Source organism: Paenibacillus fonticola DSM 21315 (assembly GCF_000381905.1).
GTDB classification, from domain to species: domain Bacteria; phylum Bacillota; class Bacilli; order Paenibacillales; family Paenibacillaceae; genus Fontibacillus; species Fontibacillus fonticola.
Genome location: NZ_KB907281.1, coordinates 1 through 17,167, shown reverse-complemented (window position 1 = coordinate 17,167; position 17,167 = coordinate 1). Strand labels below are relative to the sequence as shown.

The 17,167-nt window shown below is 48.5% G+C and carries 15 protein-coding genes; all 15 read right to left on the bottom strand.

Features of this window, described 5'->3' with window-relative positions; all coding sequences use genetic code 11:
* Window positions 1–538: 538 nt before the first annotated feature.
* Window positions 539–1,804 (bottom strand): competence/damage-inducible protein A, encoded by a 1,266-nt coding sequence (locus G358_RS0126180; RefSeq protein WP_019640229.1) that lies wholly within the window; start codon window positions 1,802–1,804, stop codon window positions 539–541.
* A 124-nt stretch (window positions 1,805–1,928) separates the two neighbouring features.
* Complete coding sequence (gene pgsA / locus G358_RS0126175) at window positions 1,929–2,516, bottom strand: CDP-diacylglycerol--glycerol-3-phosphate 3-phosphatidyltransferase (RefSeq protein ID WP_019640228.1); 588 nt, start codon at window positions 2,514–2,516, stop codon at window positions 1,929–1,931.
* Window positions 2,513–3,841, bottom strand: a complete 1,329-nt coding sequence (rimO, locus tag G358_RS0126170) for a 30S ribosomal protein S12 methylthiotransferase RimO (RefSeq protein ID WP_019640227.1) — start codon at window positions 3,839–3,841, stop codon at window positions 2,513–2,515. Before rimO ends, pgsA begins: the two co-directional genes overlap by 4 nt.
* Window positions 3,842–3,980: 139 nt before the next feature.
* The gene (locus tag G358_RS0126165; RefSeq protein ID WP_019640226.1) at window positions 3,981–4,472 is read right to left on the bottom strand and encodes a YajQ family cyclic di-GMP-binding protein; all 492 of its coding nucleotides are present in this window, start codon (window positions 4,470–4,472) and stop codon (window positions 3,981–3,983) included.
* Between the two features lie 128 nt (window positions 4,473–4,600).
* Window positions 4,601–5,614 (bottom strand): helix-turn-helix domain-containing protein, encoded by a 1,014-nt coding sequence (locus G358_RS0126160; protein ID WP_019640225.1) that lies wholly within the window; start codon window positions 5,612–5,614, stop codon window positions 4,601–4,603.
* A 479-nt stretch (window positions 5,615–6,093) separates the two neighbouring features.
* Window positions 6,094–6,348, bottom strand: coding sequence for a DUF3243 domain-containing protein (locus tag G358_RS0126155; protein WP_019640224.1), 255 nt, complete (start codon window positions 6,346–6,348; stop codon window positions 6,094–6,096).
* A gap of 145 nt (window positions 6,349–6,493) precedes the next feature.
* Window positions 6,494–7,264: an elongation factor P 5-aminopentanone reductase gene (gene ymfI, locus G358_RS0126150; RefSeq protein WP_019640223.1), complete on the bottom strand. Its 771-nt coding sequence runs from the start codon at window positions 7,262–7,264 to the stop codon at window positions 6,494–6,496.
* Complete coding sequence (gene yfmH / locus G358_RS0126145) at window positions 7,265–8,545, bottom strand: EF-P 5-aminopentanol modification-associated protein YfmH (protein ID WP_019640222.1); 1,281 nt, start codon at window positions 8,543–8,545, stop codon at window positions 7,265–7,267.
* A gap of 3 nt (window positions 8,546–8,548) precedes the next feature.
* The gene (gene yfmF / locus G358_RS0126140; protein ID WP_019640221.1) at window positions 8,549–9,829 is read right to left on the bottom strand and encodes an EF-P 5-aminopentanol modification-associated protein YfmF; all 1,281 of its coding nucleotides are present in this window, start codon (window positions 9,827–9,829) and stop codon (window positions 8,549–8,551) included.
* Window positions 9,830–9,961: 132 nt separating this feature from the next.
* Window positions 9,962–10,795 carry a spore cortex-lytic enzyme gene (gene sleB / locus G358_RS0126135; protein ID WP_019640220.1) on the bottom strand — a complete coding sequence of 278 codons (834 nt, stop codon included), beginning with the start codon at window positions 10,793–10,795 and terminating at the stop codon, window positions 9,962–9,964.
* 188 nt (window positions 10,796–10,983) lie between these two features.
* Window positions 10,984–13,683 carry a DNA translocase FtsK gene (locus tag G358_RS0126130; protein ID WP_019640219.1) on the bottom strand — a complete coding sequence of 900 codons (2,700 nt, stop codon included), beginning with the start codon at window positions 13,681–13,683 and terminating at the stop codon, window positions 10,984–10,986.
* A 95-nt stretch (window positions 13,684–13,778) separates the two neighbouring features.
* On the bottom strand, window positions 13,779–14,006 hold the full coding sequence (locus G358_RS0126125; RefSeq protein ID WP_019640218.1) for a YlzJ-like family protein: 228 nt from the start codon (window positions 14,004–14,006) through the stop codon (window positions 13,779–13,781).
* Window positions 14,003–14,791: a ClpP family protease gene (locus G358_RS0126120; protein WP_019640217.1), complete on the bottom strand. Its 789-nt coding sequence runs from the start codon at window positions 14,789–14,791 to the stop codon at window positions 14,003–14,005. The genes G358_RS0126125 and G358_RS0126120 overlap by 4 nt, the downstream gene beginning before the upstream one ends.
* Window positions 14,792–15,031: 240 nt before the next feature.
* Window positions 15,032–16,711: a ribonuclease J gene (locus G358_RS0126115; RefSeq protein ID WP_019640216.1), complete on the bottom strand. Its 1,680-nt coding sequence runs from the start codon at window positions 16,709–16,711 to the stop codon at window positions 15,032–15,034.
* Between the two features lie 261 nt (window positions 16,712–16,972).
* Window positions 16,973–17,167: transposase (locus tag G358_RS30930; protein WP_019640215.1), on the bottom strand; the 195-nt coding region annotated here is incomplete at its 5' end.

The following is a 17,167-nucleotide window of genomic DNA, read 5'->3' as shown; positions in this document are numbered from 1 at the left end:
GCTGCGATTTTCGGTGCTTAATTCTAATGCACCTTAGATACAGTAAATGGATTTATAGTAGTTAGTTTCTGCGCCAAGGAAAGGAATATGGATTTAAATGGATTCCATGTCGCTAGTAAAGTAAATTATCAATGATGGGCTGGATTCTGAAGTTTAGGTACGTAAAATCCATCTAATCCCCTGAACCATTCGCTTAGAGCGCGATTAGATACATGAATTCCATTTAGCGTATTCAACTTTTTAGATTCCTCCTTTGAGTAATAGTTGATTTTCGTTTAATTGAAGCTTGGCCGTGTTCGGAAATTGTTCTTGTGATGGCCCATGAGGGGATGAACTCGCGTTGTAAATCCCGCCGCAAGGCCGCAATACCGCAATGATATGAAATTAAACATAACGACAAAAACACGGGATAATTGCTTCTTTCATCCGCTCATTTATATAAAGAAACAAAAAAAGAACCGCAGCGCAAACAATTTGTCAGGCTACGGTTCTTCCGTAATTACATTATACTGCGAACAATAACTGCGTGCAAGAAAGGTTATGCCTTGCCTTCTATTTCCTTAAGCAGCTTCCATAAATGATAAAGTATCGTCTTCGTTGAGCGCATGCGGATCGTTTCCCGATTGCCCTTCAGGTTCAGCTCATATACCGCTGTATCCTTGCCGCGGCGCGATATGCCGATATATACGAGCCCCACCGGCTTGCGTTCGGAGTATCCCGGGCCGGCAACACCGGTAATCGACAAGCCGAAGTCGGTGTCCACGATCATCCGGACCTGCTCCGCGAGCACTTTTGCCGTCTCAGCGCTGACCGCACCGGGAGCCGACTCCCCCTCCAGCATATCATGAGGAACATTCAGAAGCTTCTCTTTCATTTCATTGGAATAGCATACGATTCCACCGTGAAATACGGCAGCGCTCCCGGGAATCGTAGTAATCGTCTGCATGAGCAATCCGCCGGTACAGCTCTCTGCGCAGCTGACCGTCAGGTTCCGCTCGGTCAGCATATCGACGATCGTTTTCTCAATAGGCACATCTTCCGTGGCGTACAAATGATCGGCAAACCGGGAACTGATTTCCTGCTCCAGTCCTTCCAGCTTGGCCATCGCCTCGCTTTCACTGTCCGCCTTCGTCGTTAGACGAAGGGTAACTTCACTCTCCTTGGCGTACGGGGCCACAGTCGGGTCGCTTTGCTGTTCAATCAAATCGATCACCCGGGTTTCCAGTGCGGATTCGCCGATGCCGGCAAATTTGAGCATTTTGGAATAGATCGGCTTCTCGTGCGTGAGCACATGCTGCAATATCCAGGTCTTCGCCTGATTTTGAACCATAGGGATCATTTCTTTCGGCGGCCCGGGCAATACGATATAGAACTTTCCGTTCTGCTCAATCGCATTCCCTACCGCAAGTCCCGTCTCATTCTGCAGCGGCGTACAGCCATCTATTGCTAGCGCCTGGCGCAAATTGTTCTCCGTCATTGGCGTTCCGCGGCCTTGGAAAAACCGGTCGAGGCTGTCCATCGCCATCCGGTCATAATGAAGGGATCTCCCCAGCACCGAAGCTAGCGCCTCTTTCGTCAAATCATCCTGAGTTGGTCCGATACCGCCCGAAAAGATGAGCAAATCCGCTCTGGACTGAGCGGCCCGTATCGCTTGGCATAACCGCCCCATATTGTCGCCGACCACCGTCTGAAAATATACGTCAATACCAAGAGACGCCAATTCCTGAGACAAAAACTGTGCATTGGTGTTCACGATTTGCCCGAGCAGCAGCTCGGTGCCTACGGCAATAATTTCCGCTTTCATTTTTCTCTCACGTCTCCTTACGCCAGTCAAGTACAGCAGCGCTTCCGTATTATACTAATAAGAAATTGTTCCGCTTGCTTCTTTTCTTACCTGAATATTAGCTTTTAGAACTAGCTTTTTAGAATTAGCTTTTAGAAAACGAAAGCAAATTTTTGTTCTTAACAAAATAATCGATACCGGAATAAATCGTAATGATCGTAGCGATCCAAATAGCCATATTGTCAAAAGGGATACCCAGCCATTCGAACGGAAAATTGTTCAGAAGCAGCGCTGAAATGGCAATGATTTGCGCAACGGTCTTCGCCTTGCCCCATTTGCTGGCAGCGATGACAGCCCCCTCAAGCAATGCGATTTCACGCAGTCCGGTCACTGCAAATTCACGGCTGATGATAATAATCGCTATGACCGCTTCAATCTCGCCCATGGAGACGAGCGCAACCAGCACTGCAGCCACGAGCAGCTTGTCTGCCAGCGGATCAAGCAGCTTGCCAAGATTGGTAACGAGGTTATGCTTGCGGGCAATGTAACCGTCGATGCCGTCTGTAGAGGCTGCGACAATAAACAATAATGCGCCGATTAATTGGTTGAGCGGCAGCGTATACACCCCGAGCTTTAGCTCATAAGAGAGCCACTGGAAATCCAGCAGCAAAAAAACAAGCATAAGGGGAATCATCATAATACGCGCAAGCGTTATGCGATTGGGTAAATTCAAAGGACACCCTCCCCGGACAAGTCGTATTCATAGGCATGGGTAATGCGAACCTTGGCCATCTCGCCGATCCCTACTGGGCAGTTGGCTACATATACTTCGCCGTCGATTTCCGGAGCATCGTACTGGGAACGTCCAATATATACGTCGCTGCGCCCGTCATAACGCTCCACAAGCACATCCATCACTTGGCCGATATATTTACCGCTGCTTTGATTGGACACTTCACGCTGAATTTCCATCAGTGTGTTTGCGCGCCATTCCTTCACCTCTTCGGGCACTTGATCAGGCAGCCTGGACGCTGGCGTGTCCTCTTCTTTTGAATATGTAAATACACCTAACCGGTCAAACTTAATCTCTTTAACAAATTCGCACAACCTTGCAAAGTCTTCGTCCGTTTCCCCTGGAAATCCGACAATGAGCGATGTACGCAGGGCCACATTTGGAATTCGAGCGCGGATTTTGGCCACAAGCTCCCGGATGTCCCGGTTCCGTCCAGGCCGGCGCATTCGCTTGAGGACAGCGTCTTCGCTATGCTGCAGCGGCATGTCCACATACTTGCAAATTTTAGGGTTCGCCGCGATCATCTCGATCAATTCATCCGTAAAAAAGCCAGGATAAGCATAGTGCAGCCTTACCCATTCAATACCATCTACCTTAGTCACGTGATCCATCAGCTCTGCCAGCTTATATTCTCCGTACAGATCGGTTCCGTAATTCGTAGAATCCTGGGCGATCAGGCTGATCTCTTTTACCCCTTGCGCAGCCATGTGCTTCACCTCAGCCACGACCGATTCAATAGAGCGGCTGCGGAAGCTGCCCCGCATAATCGGAATGCTGCAGAAGGTGCAGTTGTTATCGCAGCCTTCGGCTATTTTTACATACGTCGTATATTTAGCAGTCGATAGCTTGCGAGGCAGCACCTCTTCATAATTAAACACCGGATTTCCGACTTGAATCGGTTTCTTTCCCTTTAGCGCCTCATCGACAATTTCATTAATATTGTAAAAATCACCCGTACCGACAATACCATCGATCTCAGGCATTTCTTCCATTAACGCCTGCTTGTACCGCTGCGTGAGACAGCCGGACACAATTAAAGCCTTTAGGTTAGCGGTCTGTTTCAGATCCGCCAGGTCCAGAATCGTATTGACTGACTCTTCCTTGGCCGCATCAATAAAACCGCATGTGTTCACGATAATAACCGTCGCTTCCTCACGATCCTCGACTAGGCGGTAGCCTCTTTGATCGATCAGGCCAGACATGATTTCCGAATCCACTAAATTTTTTTCACAACCGAGTGTCACGATCTTTACTTTTTCAATCATATGCAGTATCCCCCATCGAAAATAACCGAAATACCCGTTTTTCCATACAAGTATAAGCTTTATGAATATAGCATGTCAAAAAAGTACAAAGGCCCCCCTCCACGCCTTGGACGCAGAGAAAGACCATTATATCGTGACATTATTTGAAGTTTGTAAATTGCAAATCCACGGATAGATCGCCTTTGCGAAGCAGTTGCATCACTTGCTGTAAATCATCCTTGCTTTTGCCTGTGACGCGGATTTGATCGCCTTGAATCTGGCTCTTCACCTTCAGTTTGGAATCGCGGATCATGACATTAATTTTCTTCGCATTCTCCGCATCGATGCCCTGCTTCAATTTAATGCGCTGGCGTACAGTTCCCAGTGAAGCCGGCTCAACTTTGCCATAATCCAGGTTTTTGATAGGCAGTCCTCGTTTGATCATTTTCGTTTGTAAAATGTCAATTACAGCTCCCAGCTTGTATTCATCATCCGATACGATGACCAGATCATCTTTTTCGACCTTAAGATCGCTTTTGCTGCCTTTAAAGTCATATCGATTGGCGATTTCCCGTTCCGTCTGATCGATCGCGTTCGTTAATTCCTGCATGTCCATTTTGGATACAATATCAAATGAACTTTCAGAAGCCATACCTTCTCCATCCCTTCCTTGTGCATATATTTATTAATTATATGTAATCCGATAGTTAAAGTCCAACCATGTATTGGAACTCAAAAGGCGCTCCCAGGGCATTCAGCCCGAGAACGCCTGCCGTTATATTACTGCTGTTCCCCGTCCGTATTTCCATCCCCAGCTAAAGAATTGGTACCGTCAGCAGAACCAGACCCGGTTCCGTCAGCATCCCAAACAAGCTGTATTTTGGATGTATTCTTGCCATCCTCTACCACCTGTCCCGCTACCGTAATAGCAGTGTACGAGGAAGCGCCCGATTTAATATACATCCCTTCAGGGCCCAGCTCGTACGTCAGCACCTCACCTTCGGAAGTGTTAGCAAAATACAGCTTCTCGCCGTCTTTTCCACCCTTGTATACCTCAACCCAGCTTTTTCCCGACGCATTGATTACAACGGGCACCGGTTGACCGCCAGGGCTGTATACTTTGAAATTCGTCGTGCCGCCGCTTTTGCCGTCCGGAGACACTACAATAGCACCGCCTGATTCGGGCAGGTTTCCTTCATTTGCGGTACCATTGTCATCCGGCGCATTCCCATCCTCTGATGCTCCATCCGCGCCGGTTGAAGCATTTCCTCCATTTGTCGCATTAGCCCCGTTACCGTCTCCATTCGAAGCCCCGTTCTGGCTTTGCTCGCCTTGCTTCGTAGGATCCTTCGATTGCGTCACTTTCGTCGGGTCGGTTTCACTGTTTTTGTCCGCAGACGGATTTTTGCCCCATACCGCGAAATTTAAATAAATAACGATCAGTATAAGAATTAAAAAAGACCACATCAACGTAGTCGACATCCATTTCGAATTACGCTCCGATGTTTGCCTGCTGCGGCGCTTCTGCATAACCGGCTCCATCGCCGGCTCGGCGGCCGGGGCCGGCACATCCTGGCGATGCTCATTCAGCAGTTCATCCGCATTCACTCCTACCGCTTCAGCATAAGTTTTTATAAAGGCCCGAACGTAGAAGCTCCCCGGCAGCACTTTATAATCCCCCGCTTCGATGGCTTCTAAGTATCTTTTGCGAATTTTTGTCATATCCTGCACATCATCCAGCGACAAGCCTCTGGCAAGGCGGGCTTCCTTTAATTGTTCGCCCAAATCCGACACGTCCATCACCTCCTGCAAATAATTGATATAATTAATTTAAATTGAAGGCCATTATTGTTAACCCTATTGGATTCATATTCAGCATTTACGTACATAACGTTCGCATAACCAAAATTGTTACGCTTTTTTATAACATTGTCAATTTTCAACGAATTTCAACAACGTTTCCTTTTTCAACAATTTCTATATTATTTCACCAAAAGCCACAAATGTGTAATGCAGGATATCCAAGCGGTATATATCCAAAAGCCGGCGGAAACAAACGTGATACCACTAACCGCCACTACTTTTATCCTATGTACCCATTCGACAAAATAGGTCATTACTCCTGCACTGCTTTTAGAATTTTTAATGCTGTGTGAAAATATAGGCGTCATTAACAATACGTGTTTTATGATATATAAAATATTTTCGAAAGGCAAGCGGCTGTAAAAAATGGGAGAAAAGCTCCCCGAAGCAGGGAGCTTTTTGTCTCCAACCTATGCGTTTTGCTTGGCTAATTTCACCATTAGCCGGGCGATCGTCTTACGCTCCTCTTCATTACCGACATCCCAAAGCTCTTTCAAGGTACGGTTTGAAGAGTTCTGAGGGTCGACCTTCTCATCGAGAAAGCCTCCGATCTCATAAGCCAGACGGGAAATGGCCTCATCACTAAAACCTACGCTTTCCGCATGCTTTACCCGCTCGCCCAAAAACTTCTTCCAGGTATCAAAATTTTTGAGTACTGTTGACATGTTTAAATCCTCCTTCGCTTAGCGCTTGAGATTTAAATCAACAGTCGTAATATGCGAAATAATCGGCAGCTTTATACGTTAATCTGCGGCCAGCAAACCGCTTTTCCTTGCCTCTTCAGCCGAATTTCAACAATATGCTCATCTATTAGGTAAGCCAGCCGCCGTTAGGGCTTATGACTTGACCTGTAATGTAGCCTGATTCGGGCAGGGCAAGAAAATAAACCAAAGAAGCGATTTCCTCCGGGTCTGCTAACCGGCCGGCTGGAATTTCCTCTTTCAGCATCTGAATTTCATCTGCAGCAAAACGCTCCATCATATCGGTCCTGACAGCGCCTGGAGCGACCGCATTCACCGTAACCATAGAAGGGGCCAACTCCTTAGCCAACGCCTTAGTAAAGGCGTTAACGCCTCCTTTGGCGGCCGAATAGACCGCTTCACAGGCCCCTCCGGATATTCCCCAGACCGAGGAGACGTTAATGATGCGGCCGAACCGCTGCCGGATCATATAAGGCATAAAAGTCTGCGTGCACAAAAAAACACTTTTTAAGTTGACGGCCATCACTTCATCCCACTGCTCATCATCGACATCCGAAAGCAGGCCATAATGAGATATTCCTGCATTGTTGACGAGAATATCCGGTTTAAGGCCGCGGCTCTCCAGCTTTTCCTTCATCCGGCAAATGTCTTCCCGGCTTCTGATATCAGCCGTTACAGTGTACACATTAGCCCCGAGCTCCAGACACTTTCTGGCCACCTCATTGGCAGCCTCGTGTGATTTCATATAATGAAGGACGATGTTCATCCCCTCAGCTGCGAAACGGAGTGCAATCGCGGCCCCGATTCCCCGGCTTGCCCCGGTGACCAGCACCGTCATTTCCCCAATGCTTTTATCTATCCCATAGTTGCTATTCATCATTTACGGGCTGACCACAAGCGAAACCGCCAATTGCTCCCAGTTAAAATGCTCGCGAAGCCGGGTGTTTACTTCCTCTAGCGTCAAGGATTCATACATCTGAAGCACCTTAAATAAATCGCCGCCCCGGAAGCGGTACCTTGTAAACTCATGAGCTATGTTTTCCGGGGAATTCAGCATTCGTAAAAAACCGCCGATTTTCTTCTTCCGCGCACGCTCAAAATCATCCGCTTGGAAGCCGCTGGCCATCATCTCATTCGCGGCCTCTGTCACAACCTCTAGAAGTTGATCAGGGTCCCGGGTGTCTCCGCCGATCGCCGAAAAAGCATAGTTCGGATTGCTATTGTATTCGTGGCCAAAGCCATCGGAAATCAAATCCATATCATACAGCTTCTGATAAAGCTTCGTACTGGTGCCAAGCAGCAAATCCAGCGCCAGCTTTGTTGTAAGATCTTGACGCAGTAATGCTTCGCCGCTCAGACCGATCTTGGTCTCTTTAAACCCAAACAAGCATTTGGGCAAGGACACCGGAAGCTTAATTTCCTTCCGCTTCTCATGAACTTCCGCCGGCTCCGCCGTAAATATCCGTTTAATTTCCCCCTGCGGCTTATACTCCTTCTTCATCTGGTTGCTCCGTACCAAAGAAAATACTTCCTCTGGATCGACGCCGCCTACAACGAACAGCAGCATATTGCTCGGATGATAGAAAGCGTTATAGCACGTGTACAGCGTTTCCTTCGTGATCGTGCCGATGGATTCCACCGTACCGGCAATATCAATATGAACAGGATGGACAGCATACATAGCCTCAATTATGCCGAAATAAACTCTCCAATCTGGATTGTCCTGGTACATGCCAATCTCCTGGCCGATGATCCCTTTTTCCTTCTCCACGTTCTGATCCGTGAAATACGGATGCTGCACAAAATCAATCAACGTCTCCAAATTTTTTAAAATGTTGTCGGTAGCCGAGAACAAATATACTGTCTGGTCGAAGCTGGTAAAAGCGTTGGCGGATGCTCCCTGTGAGGCAAATGTTGCAAAAATATCGCCTTCCGGCTCCTCAAACATTTTATGCTCTAAAAAGTGAGCAATCCCGTCAGGAACAGTCGTTTCTTCTTCTCCAGCTACTTGAAAATGATTGTCGATCGATCCGAATTTCGTCGAGAAGGTGGCATACGTCTTCTTAAATCCCGGCTTCGGGAGCACATACACTTGCAAACCGTTATCCATCGTTTCCAAGTACACTGTCTCTTTCAGCCGTTCATGCGTGATCACTTCCATCCGTTACACCTCCTTCTTCCCTGTCAAAAAGTAAATCGTATCCAGTTGAACCTGATTAGCCACCTCAACGACATTTTCTGGCGTTACAGCCGCCACTTGCTGCAGAAGCTCCTCCGCCGGCCGTTCCCGCCCGGAAAGTACGCGATTGAAATCATAAGCGACCATATCAAAAGCCGAGTCCTGCATTTCCAGCAAGCTGTTGCGGATCATCGCCTTCGTTTGGGACATCTCCAGCTCGCTAATTTGGCCTTCGCGCAAACTGGCCAGCTGTGCCTTAATGATATCGAGCGCTTTGGAATAATTAGCGATTTCTATCCCCGACTGGATCGAGACAATGCCTTTATGACCGTCGAATCTTGAAGCTGCGTAATAAGCCAGACTCTCCTTCTCCCGCACGTTCATAAAGAGCTTGGAATGAGGATAGCTGCCGAGAATGCCATTATAGAGCAATGCACTGGCATAAGCGTCATCACCATACGTGACCGGGATGCGGAGTCCTAAATTCAGCTTGCCCTGGTTCACATCGAGTACCTCTTCTACCGTGCGGACCTCGCGATCTGTCAAGCGGCTTACGGCCGGAACATATTGAGGAGAAGAGGCACGGTTCAAAGTAAAATGCTGTTCAACAAGCTGCTGCACCTCACTAAGCGTCGTATCACCGACAACATAAAGGTCGAGACTCGCATGCTGCAGCCACTGCTGGTAAGCATCATACAGCGATTGTGGGGTAATGCCGTCCAGCTCTTTTCGCTCGCCGAGGGGATGAAGACGATAAGGGTCGTTACGGAACATCTCCTCCATGCAGCGCTCGGCAGCATAGCGTATTTTATCATTAATGATGGATTCCAGCTTCTTGCGGACCGTTTCCCGCTCTGAAGCAACGTAAGCTTCCCGGAAAGCGCCATTCTCTGTTACAGGCTTTGTTACTACTTCCCCGAGAAATGAAAACGTCTTGTGCAGCAAGGATTCATTGCTCGATACAAAGTCATCGTTAATCGTATCCATGCGAAACTGCACGATTTGATAATTTCCGCGTTTATATACGTCAAAGCCAAAGCCCGCACCATAAAGATGTTCGAGCTGCTCGCGAAACTGAATTGTCTCCGGATACGACGCCGTTCCGCGGCGCAGAACAAACGGAGTTAATGCCGTGGCCGTCACAGTATCCTCATTCAGCGGAATCCCCGCATATAATGAGACCGCAAACGTTTTAAATCTGGTGGTCGGCAGAACGTGAATCCGGATATGACCTGCGCTGCCCCGCTCAAATAGGGTTTTTTTCAAAATTGATAACTCCTTTACAAGAGACTGTACGTACATGCTTACAATGCTTTCGCAATTTTAGTACCATTCTATACCATGGCAAAGTAAAGAAGCAACCCGACGAATGAGCGGCTGCTTCCCTGCCAAATCTTATTACATACAGAATATATGTTTACCAATCGTCTTCACCTGCGGCCGAGACCATATCCATTTTGACGTCGCCGTCTCCGGATTGAAATAATACAAGCAGCCGCCTGAAGGATCCCATCCATTTAAAGCTTGCTGTACCGCTTTTTTTGCGCTTTCGTTAGGCTCAAGCCAAATTTGCCCATCAGCGACCGCGGTAAAGGCGAGCGGCTGAAAAATGACGCCTGACACCGAATTTGGGAAGCTCGGCGATTTCACACGGTTAAGAATAACGGCGGCTACGGCTACCTGGCCTTCAAAGGGCTCTCCCCGTGCCTCCCCATATACTGCGTTAGCCATAATTTTGAGGTCGTTCGCAGACAGCCCCATCGCATTGGCCGATGACAGATCAGCCGTTCCCTTGTTCGCCTGCTCTTGCCCCGTCTTAGCGGGCGCCTCTTTGTTGCTTTCAGTCCCTTCAGCGGTTTCTATTCCCGGTCTCCATTCTTTTGTGGCATTGTACAGCTTCAGCTTTGTTTTCGGTCCGGCGAGACCATCAACCTTCATCCCGAATTCGGATTGGAACCACTTCAAGGCATCCTGAGTTTTGGGACCAAAGTAACTGTCAAGCTTGCCATGATAAAATCCTAGAAAGCCCAGCCGGCCTTGCAGTTCATACACGTCAGTGCCGAATGCTCCATACTGGATAACCTGTTCGCTGAATACGGGAAGGGAAGATTTCGGCTCCTCGCTTCTTTCCGTCAAAACGGGTGCATTATTCCATAGTCGATAAGCACCGAACAACGCACCGCACAAAAGCAGCACTAAACCGGTAGCAAACCAAATTTTCGCTTTTTTCATACGTTTAGCTCTACCTTTCTTTTGTGGATTAACATAGATGGATGACATTATTATGACTACTGCAGCCTTTTCCTATGCACCCAAAAAAACAATCCTGCAAAAGAAACCTCCGTACGAAACAGCGACTTCATGCCTATGTAAAAAAACGGCAGGCTCCCAAAATTGCCGGGAACTGCCGTGACATAAAATTAAGATGATATTTTCCCTGCCTTGAACTGGTCTGCCGATATCAGCACTTCGCGGGGTTTGCTTCCTTCATAAGGGCCAACGATGCCGCGCGCCTCCATCGAATCGATCAGCCGGGCGGCGCGGGTGTATCCGATGCGCATTCTTCTTTGCAGCAGCGATACTGAAGCTTGCTTGGCTTCCAGTATAATTTGCACCGCCTGATCGAACAGCTCGTCCACGATTTCTTCAGCCTCCTGCACGTCATCATCCACTTCAGGAACAAGGCTGTCATCGTACTCCGCCTGGCCTTGCCCGCGAACGTAGTTGACGATCGCTTCAACCTCCTGATCGGACATAAACGCCCCCTGCACACGGATCGGTTTTGAAGCTCCCATTGGCATAAAGAGCATATCGCCGCGCCCAAGCAGCTTCTCAGCGCCAGCCATATCCAGTATCGTGCGGGAATCGACCTGCGAAGATACACCGAAGGCGATGCGAGAAGGAATGTTAGCTTTGATTACGCCTGTGATGACATCCACGGAAGGCCGCTGCGTAGCGATAATAAGATGGATGCCTGCGGCACGGGCCATTTGCGCCAGACGGGATATCGCCTCCTCCACATCATTAGCTGCAACCATCATCAAATCTGCAAGCTCATCAACGATGACAACAATATACGGCAGCACCGCCTCGGGATTGTCTTTCATCATCAGATTATAGCCTTCAACGTTACGAGCACCCGATTTAGAAAACAGCTCGTAACGCTTTTCCATTTCTACGACGATCTTCTTCAGAGCCAGCGAAGCCCGCTTCGGATCCGTAACAACCGGGGCAAGCAGATGAGGAATCCCGTTGTACACATTAAGCTCAACCATTTTCGGATCGACCATCATAAATTTGACTTCATCCGGCTTCGCTTTATATAAAATACTGGTAATGATGCCGTTGATGCATACTGACTTCCCTGAACCGGTAGCACCTGCAACTAACAAGTGAGGCATCTTTGCCAGGTTGCCAACGATCGTCTGACCGGAAATATCCCGGCCGAAAGCGATCGACAGCTTCGATTCCGCGTCCTGAAAAATCGGAGTCTCCATCACTTCCCGCATCGTAACAAGTGAAACCTCATTGTTCGGCACCTCAATACCAATGGCCGATTTCCCTGGAATCGGCGCCTCCATACGGATGTCTTTTGCCGCCAAGGCCAGCGCTATATCATCCGTCAAGTTGACAATGCGGCTAACTTTGACTCCGATATCCGGTTGTATTTCATATCGGGTTACAGCCGGGCCGCGCACGACCTCAAGCACGCGGGCTCGCACGCCGAAGCTCTCCAGCGTCGCCTCCAGCTTGCGGGCAGTCTGCTTGTAATCCGCCTGGTCCCCTGCTTTCCCGCTTCCCGCCGGCTTGGAGAGCAGCCGGAATGGCGGCAATTTATACGGTTTAGGCGGCGGTTTGGGCGGCAAAGCCACGACCGCTTCCGGTTCGTCTGGGGCATCATTCAGCATTTCAGCAGCTGCTGTACTGGCCCCGGCGTCTTCTGAAGCGTCAAGTTCATCTCCACTCATGCCCGGCGCACCCGCCGCTTCCGGCATATCCTCTTGCCATGAGACAGGCTCGTCCGGCCGCTCTTCCCCATCCTGTTCCTCTTCATCGGAACGTCCTTCCAACTGGATGTTATCGAAGAAATCGCGGATAATGGGACCCACCGCTCCCCCTTCCTCTTCGCCATGCAGCAGTTCTCCCGTCAAGGGATCAAACCGGGCCTGTCCTTGCTCTGCAGAGCCACTACCCGCATAGTCCAGATCATTCCAGTTCACCTCTGAACCAATGATTGGCGAATCGAATGCGGCGACGTTCTTATCGGCGCCTTCTTCCTCCTCGTGCCCGGCCGCGCCGGCAGACTTAGACCGCGGCTTGAAATTAAACAGCTGGAAAAACACTGGTTTTTTTCTCGGCAGGCGATCAGGTCCAGACAGCTGCTCGTCCTTCTCCTCTTCCTCTTCATCCACGTCTACGTAACGGGTGTCCTGAATTTTGGCTTCTGGCCGCTTCGGTTTATGATTTACAGGGACAGGCCGCAGCAATTTCATTTTCCGACTGAAGCTGGCGCCTGCCCCGCTTAAATTTTTACGGATTATACGGAATAAATCGACATAAGACAGTCCTGTAATAAGCATGAAGCTAATGGCCATCATAACGATCATGATCAGCTTTGCCCCGGGAATGCCAAATAAGGAGTATAGCAAGGCGAATTCTAGGCCGCCTATATATCCTCCGCTAATGTCGAGACCTAGCATACTGAATCCTTTATCCCCTTGTGCCGATGTAAATAATGCCGTCTGTAGATCATGATGTATCTGCGACATAATATTCCCGGCAGACAAAGAGACAGATGGAGCCAATTTTTTTTCCATCGCAAAAATCGTACTCATCAGTACGAGCGATAACACACTCAGCACCAGCCCGCTGCGCCGTGTATTCCAGCGCGAAGGCCACTTGCGGTGAATCATGACGCTCAGCCCGACGAACACGCCCACTAACGGGATTGCAAAATAAAATTTACCAAGGAGAAGCGCTGACATTTTAGATAAGGATCTGCCGACTGCGGCTTCCCCTGACAAGGCGATAATTGATAATGTGATCAGGATGATCCCGTATATTTCATACTTGAGCATACTGCCAAGCGCATTTTTCTTTTTCTTCTTTTTCCGTGCCAAACAGGAACACCCCCTAGATGAATATTATACCATACTCACAGGGGGCCACCTAGTAGATGTTGAAGATGTTGGACAGAGTTTACAAGTTGGTGAACCTACTCATTTTTCAATACAGGCCTAAACGTAATTTGCTGCCCTGGCGCAAATGCAGGGTTTAAATAGTCGTCAAGGGAACAGCTTAGCAGCCTTATAATCGTCGCCTGATTGTTCTGCTCCATTCTAACCTGCATCAATACGCCGCCGAGCTCAATTTCTGTATAACTGTCCGCGACCTCTTTATTGTCCCAATAAGCATCTTCAGGCATAACCGTATAATGGGTCACTGCGTAATTCCTCCTCCCGGGGTCACCGACCGCCTTGAGTCAATGAGGGAGTTCAACTGCTTAAGCCCCTGGCCAATGCCGCCAATCCCGTCGATCAATCCGTATTTAATCGCATCGCTGCCGCCTACGGCCGTACCAATATCACGGTTCAGTTCGCCGGTTTTGAACATCAGTTCCTTGAACAGTTCTTCTGAAATATTGGAGTGCGCTGTTACAAAGCGAACAACCCTTTCCTGCATTTTTTCAATGTATTCAAAAGTTTGCGGCACCCCAATTACCATGCCTGTCATCCGGATCGGATGAATGGTCATCGTAGCACTTTCCGCAATAAACGAATAATCGGAAGCTACGGCAATCGGTACGCCTATGCTGTGCCCGCCGCCGATTACGACCGTGACAGTCGGCTTGGAGAGCGAGGATATCATTTCGGCAATGGCCAGCCCGGCCTCAACGTCACCGCCAACCGTATTAAGAATAATCAATATGCCTTCAATTCGCGGATTTTGTTCAGCCGCTACAAGCTGCGGGATCAAATGCTCGTATTTGGTCGTTTTATTTTGCGGCGGCAGCACGAGATGTCCCTCAACTTGGCCGATAATTGTCAAACAGTATATATTGGATTCTCCAGGCGCAGGAACTGCTGTTTGCCCCAATTGCTGGATCATTTCCGTTACGGCTGCCGGCGTTTTTTCCTCCCCTGGAGCCCCCGGAGTCCCTGGGGTCCCCGGTGGAGGTTCTGCCCCATCGTTGTCGGTAAATTCGAGTTGTTGCCACTGCTCCTTCATCGATTGACACTTCCTTTCGGCCGTAGGCCAATTGTGATTTCATCGTGAAGTTATTATGTGCCTAGGCTGGCAGCCTTCATGCAGGGTATTCAGCCAAAGACAAAAAGAAAGCCCCCTCTCCTGCAAGAAACCGTCCATTATTACCGGCAGGAGAAGGGGCGACTGTGTGCCCAACCTGAAAAGGTCAGTATATTAAATCGTTATTTGGCTCTGTTTTTTAATTTTTAATTGCCTGTTTGCTTAGACTTCCATAATAATGGGAAGAATCATCGGTCTGCGCCGTGTTTGCTCATATAAGAAGCGGCCTAGAGCGTCTTTGACATTGGTCTTCAATGAAGCCCATTCATTTACATTCTCGCTCATCAATTTCTCCAAAGTGCTGGAGACAATCCGATTGGCTTCCTCGAGAAGTCCTTCCGATTCCCTTACGTAGACAAAGCCTCTCGAAATAATATCAGGGCCTGAAACTATAGTTCCATCCTGCTTGCTTAAAGTTACGACGACGACCAGAATACCGTCCTGGGACAGCAGCTTGCGGTCGCGAAGCACAATATTGCCCACATCGCCAACGCCAAGACCATCGATAAGCACATTTCCAGCTGGAACTTTCCCTGCTTTACGAGCCGCCCCATTTTGAATTTCCACCATTTCACCGATATCCAATAGGAAAATGTTGTCCGGGTCAACACCAACCGATTCTCCAAGCAGCGCATGCTTGCGCAGCATACGATATTCACCGTGAACAGGAATGAAGTACTGAGGACGCATCAAATTGAGCATCAGCTTCAATTCCTCCTGGCTTCCGTGGCCGGATACGTGAACACCGGAATTGGAGCCGCTGTAAATGACTTCTGCTCCGAGGCGGAACAGCTCATCAATCGTACGGCCAACATATTTCTCGTTGCCAGGCACTGGCGTCGCTGCGATAATGACCGTATCGCCGGGTAAAATATCAACTTTCCGGTGCGTAGAACGCGCCATCCGCGTCAGCGCGGACATCGGCTCGCCCTGACTGCCTGTGCACAGAATAACTACGCGGTCGGCAGACATTTTATTCACTTCCTCCGGCTCGATCAAAATGCCGTCAGGAACGTTTAAATAACCAAGCTCCGAAGCGATCGTCACTACGTTAACCATACTGCGGCCGATAATTGTCAGCTTGCGGTCCGTTGAATATGCCGCGTCAATCACCTGCTGAATCCGGTGCACATTGGAGGCAAACGTAGCAACGACTACACGCTGCTGCGCTTTGCGGAAAATATCATCCAGTACAATGCCGACATTTTTCTCCGAAGGGGTAAATCCCGGCTTCTCCGCATTGGTGCTGTCCGATAAAAGAGCAAGCACCCCCTTTTTACCAATTTCACCCATACGGTGCAAATCGGCAAATTGATCATTGACTGGAGTATGATCAAATTTAAAGTCACCTGTATGCACGACGTTGCCTTCCGGCGTTTCAATACAGACACCAACCGAATCAGGAATACTGTGGTTCGTTTTGAAAAACGTCGCTTTAAGCGTGGAGCCTAACTGAACTTCTGAATCGGCGTGAATGAGTACACGCTTCGTATCGCCAAGCAGGCCAGCTTCCTTCAGCTTATTTTCCACCAGGCCCAGCGTTAATTTCGTCCCGTAAACCGGAACATTTAAATTTTTGAGAACGTACGGCAGTCCTCCGATATGGTCTTCATGGCCGTGCGTAAGCACGATGCCCCTTACTTTGTCACGATTTTCCGTTAAGTAAGTGATATCGGGAATGACGATGTCAATGCCAAGCATGTCCTCCTCTGGAAATTTAAGGCCAGCATCAATCACAACGATGTCATTGGCATATTGAACGACGTACATATTCTTTCCGATTTCCGCTACGCCGCCCAATGCAAAGATCGTCAATTTATCATTATTCATTTTTTTGGACAAGTGAATCTAACCCTCCTAGTTAATTTGGACGTTGTATATTAGTTACATTAAATTTTTAAATCACCGCACCCAGTCACTTGAAATCATTATACATGATTAAAATGGCAAAAAACAAGTCAAACGCTTTACACCCGGCTAACGTTACCTTATGTAAATGTAAAAAAGAGGCTGGGACATAACTAGTCTCTAGAAGTAAAAAGGTGAAATCGCTTCGTCGATTTCACCTTTTTTAATGTGGTTTAAAGAAATACAGGCAAGGATTTAGCCCCTTACCGCATATTTTCTTAAGTTAACAGCCATTAACGCAAGTCCGATTTCATTTTCGACCTTCGCTTTTCCGCGAACCGAAAATCGAGTAAAACCTAAATTAGCTTTCAAGAATCCAAAAACAGGCTCTACGTCAATTTTCCGTTGACGGTAAATGGTAGCCGTTTCTTCTTCTGAAAGCTTCTCTCT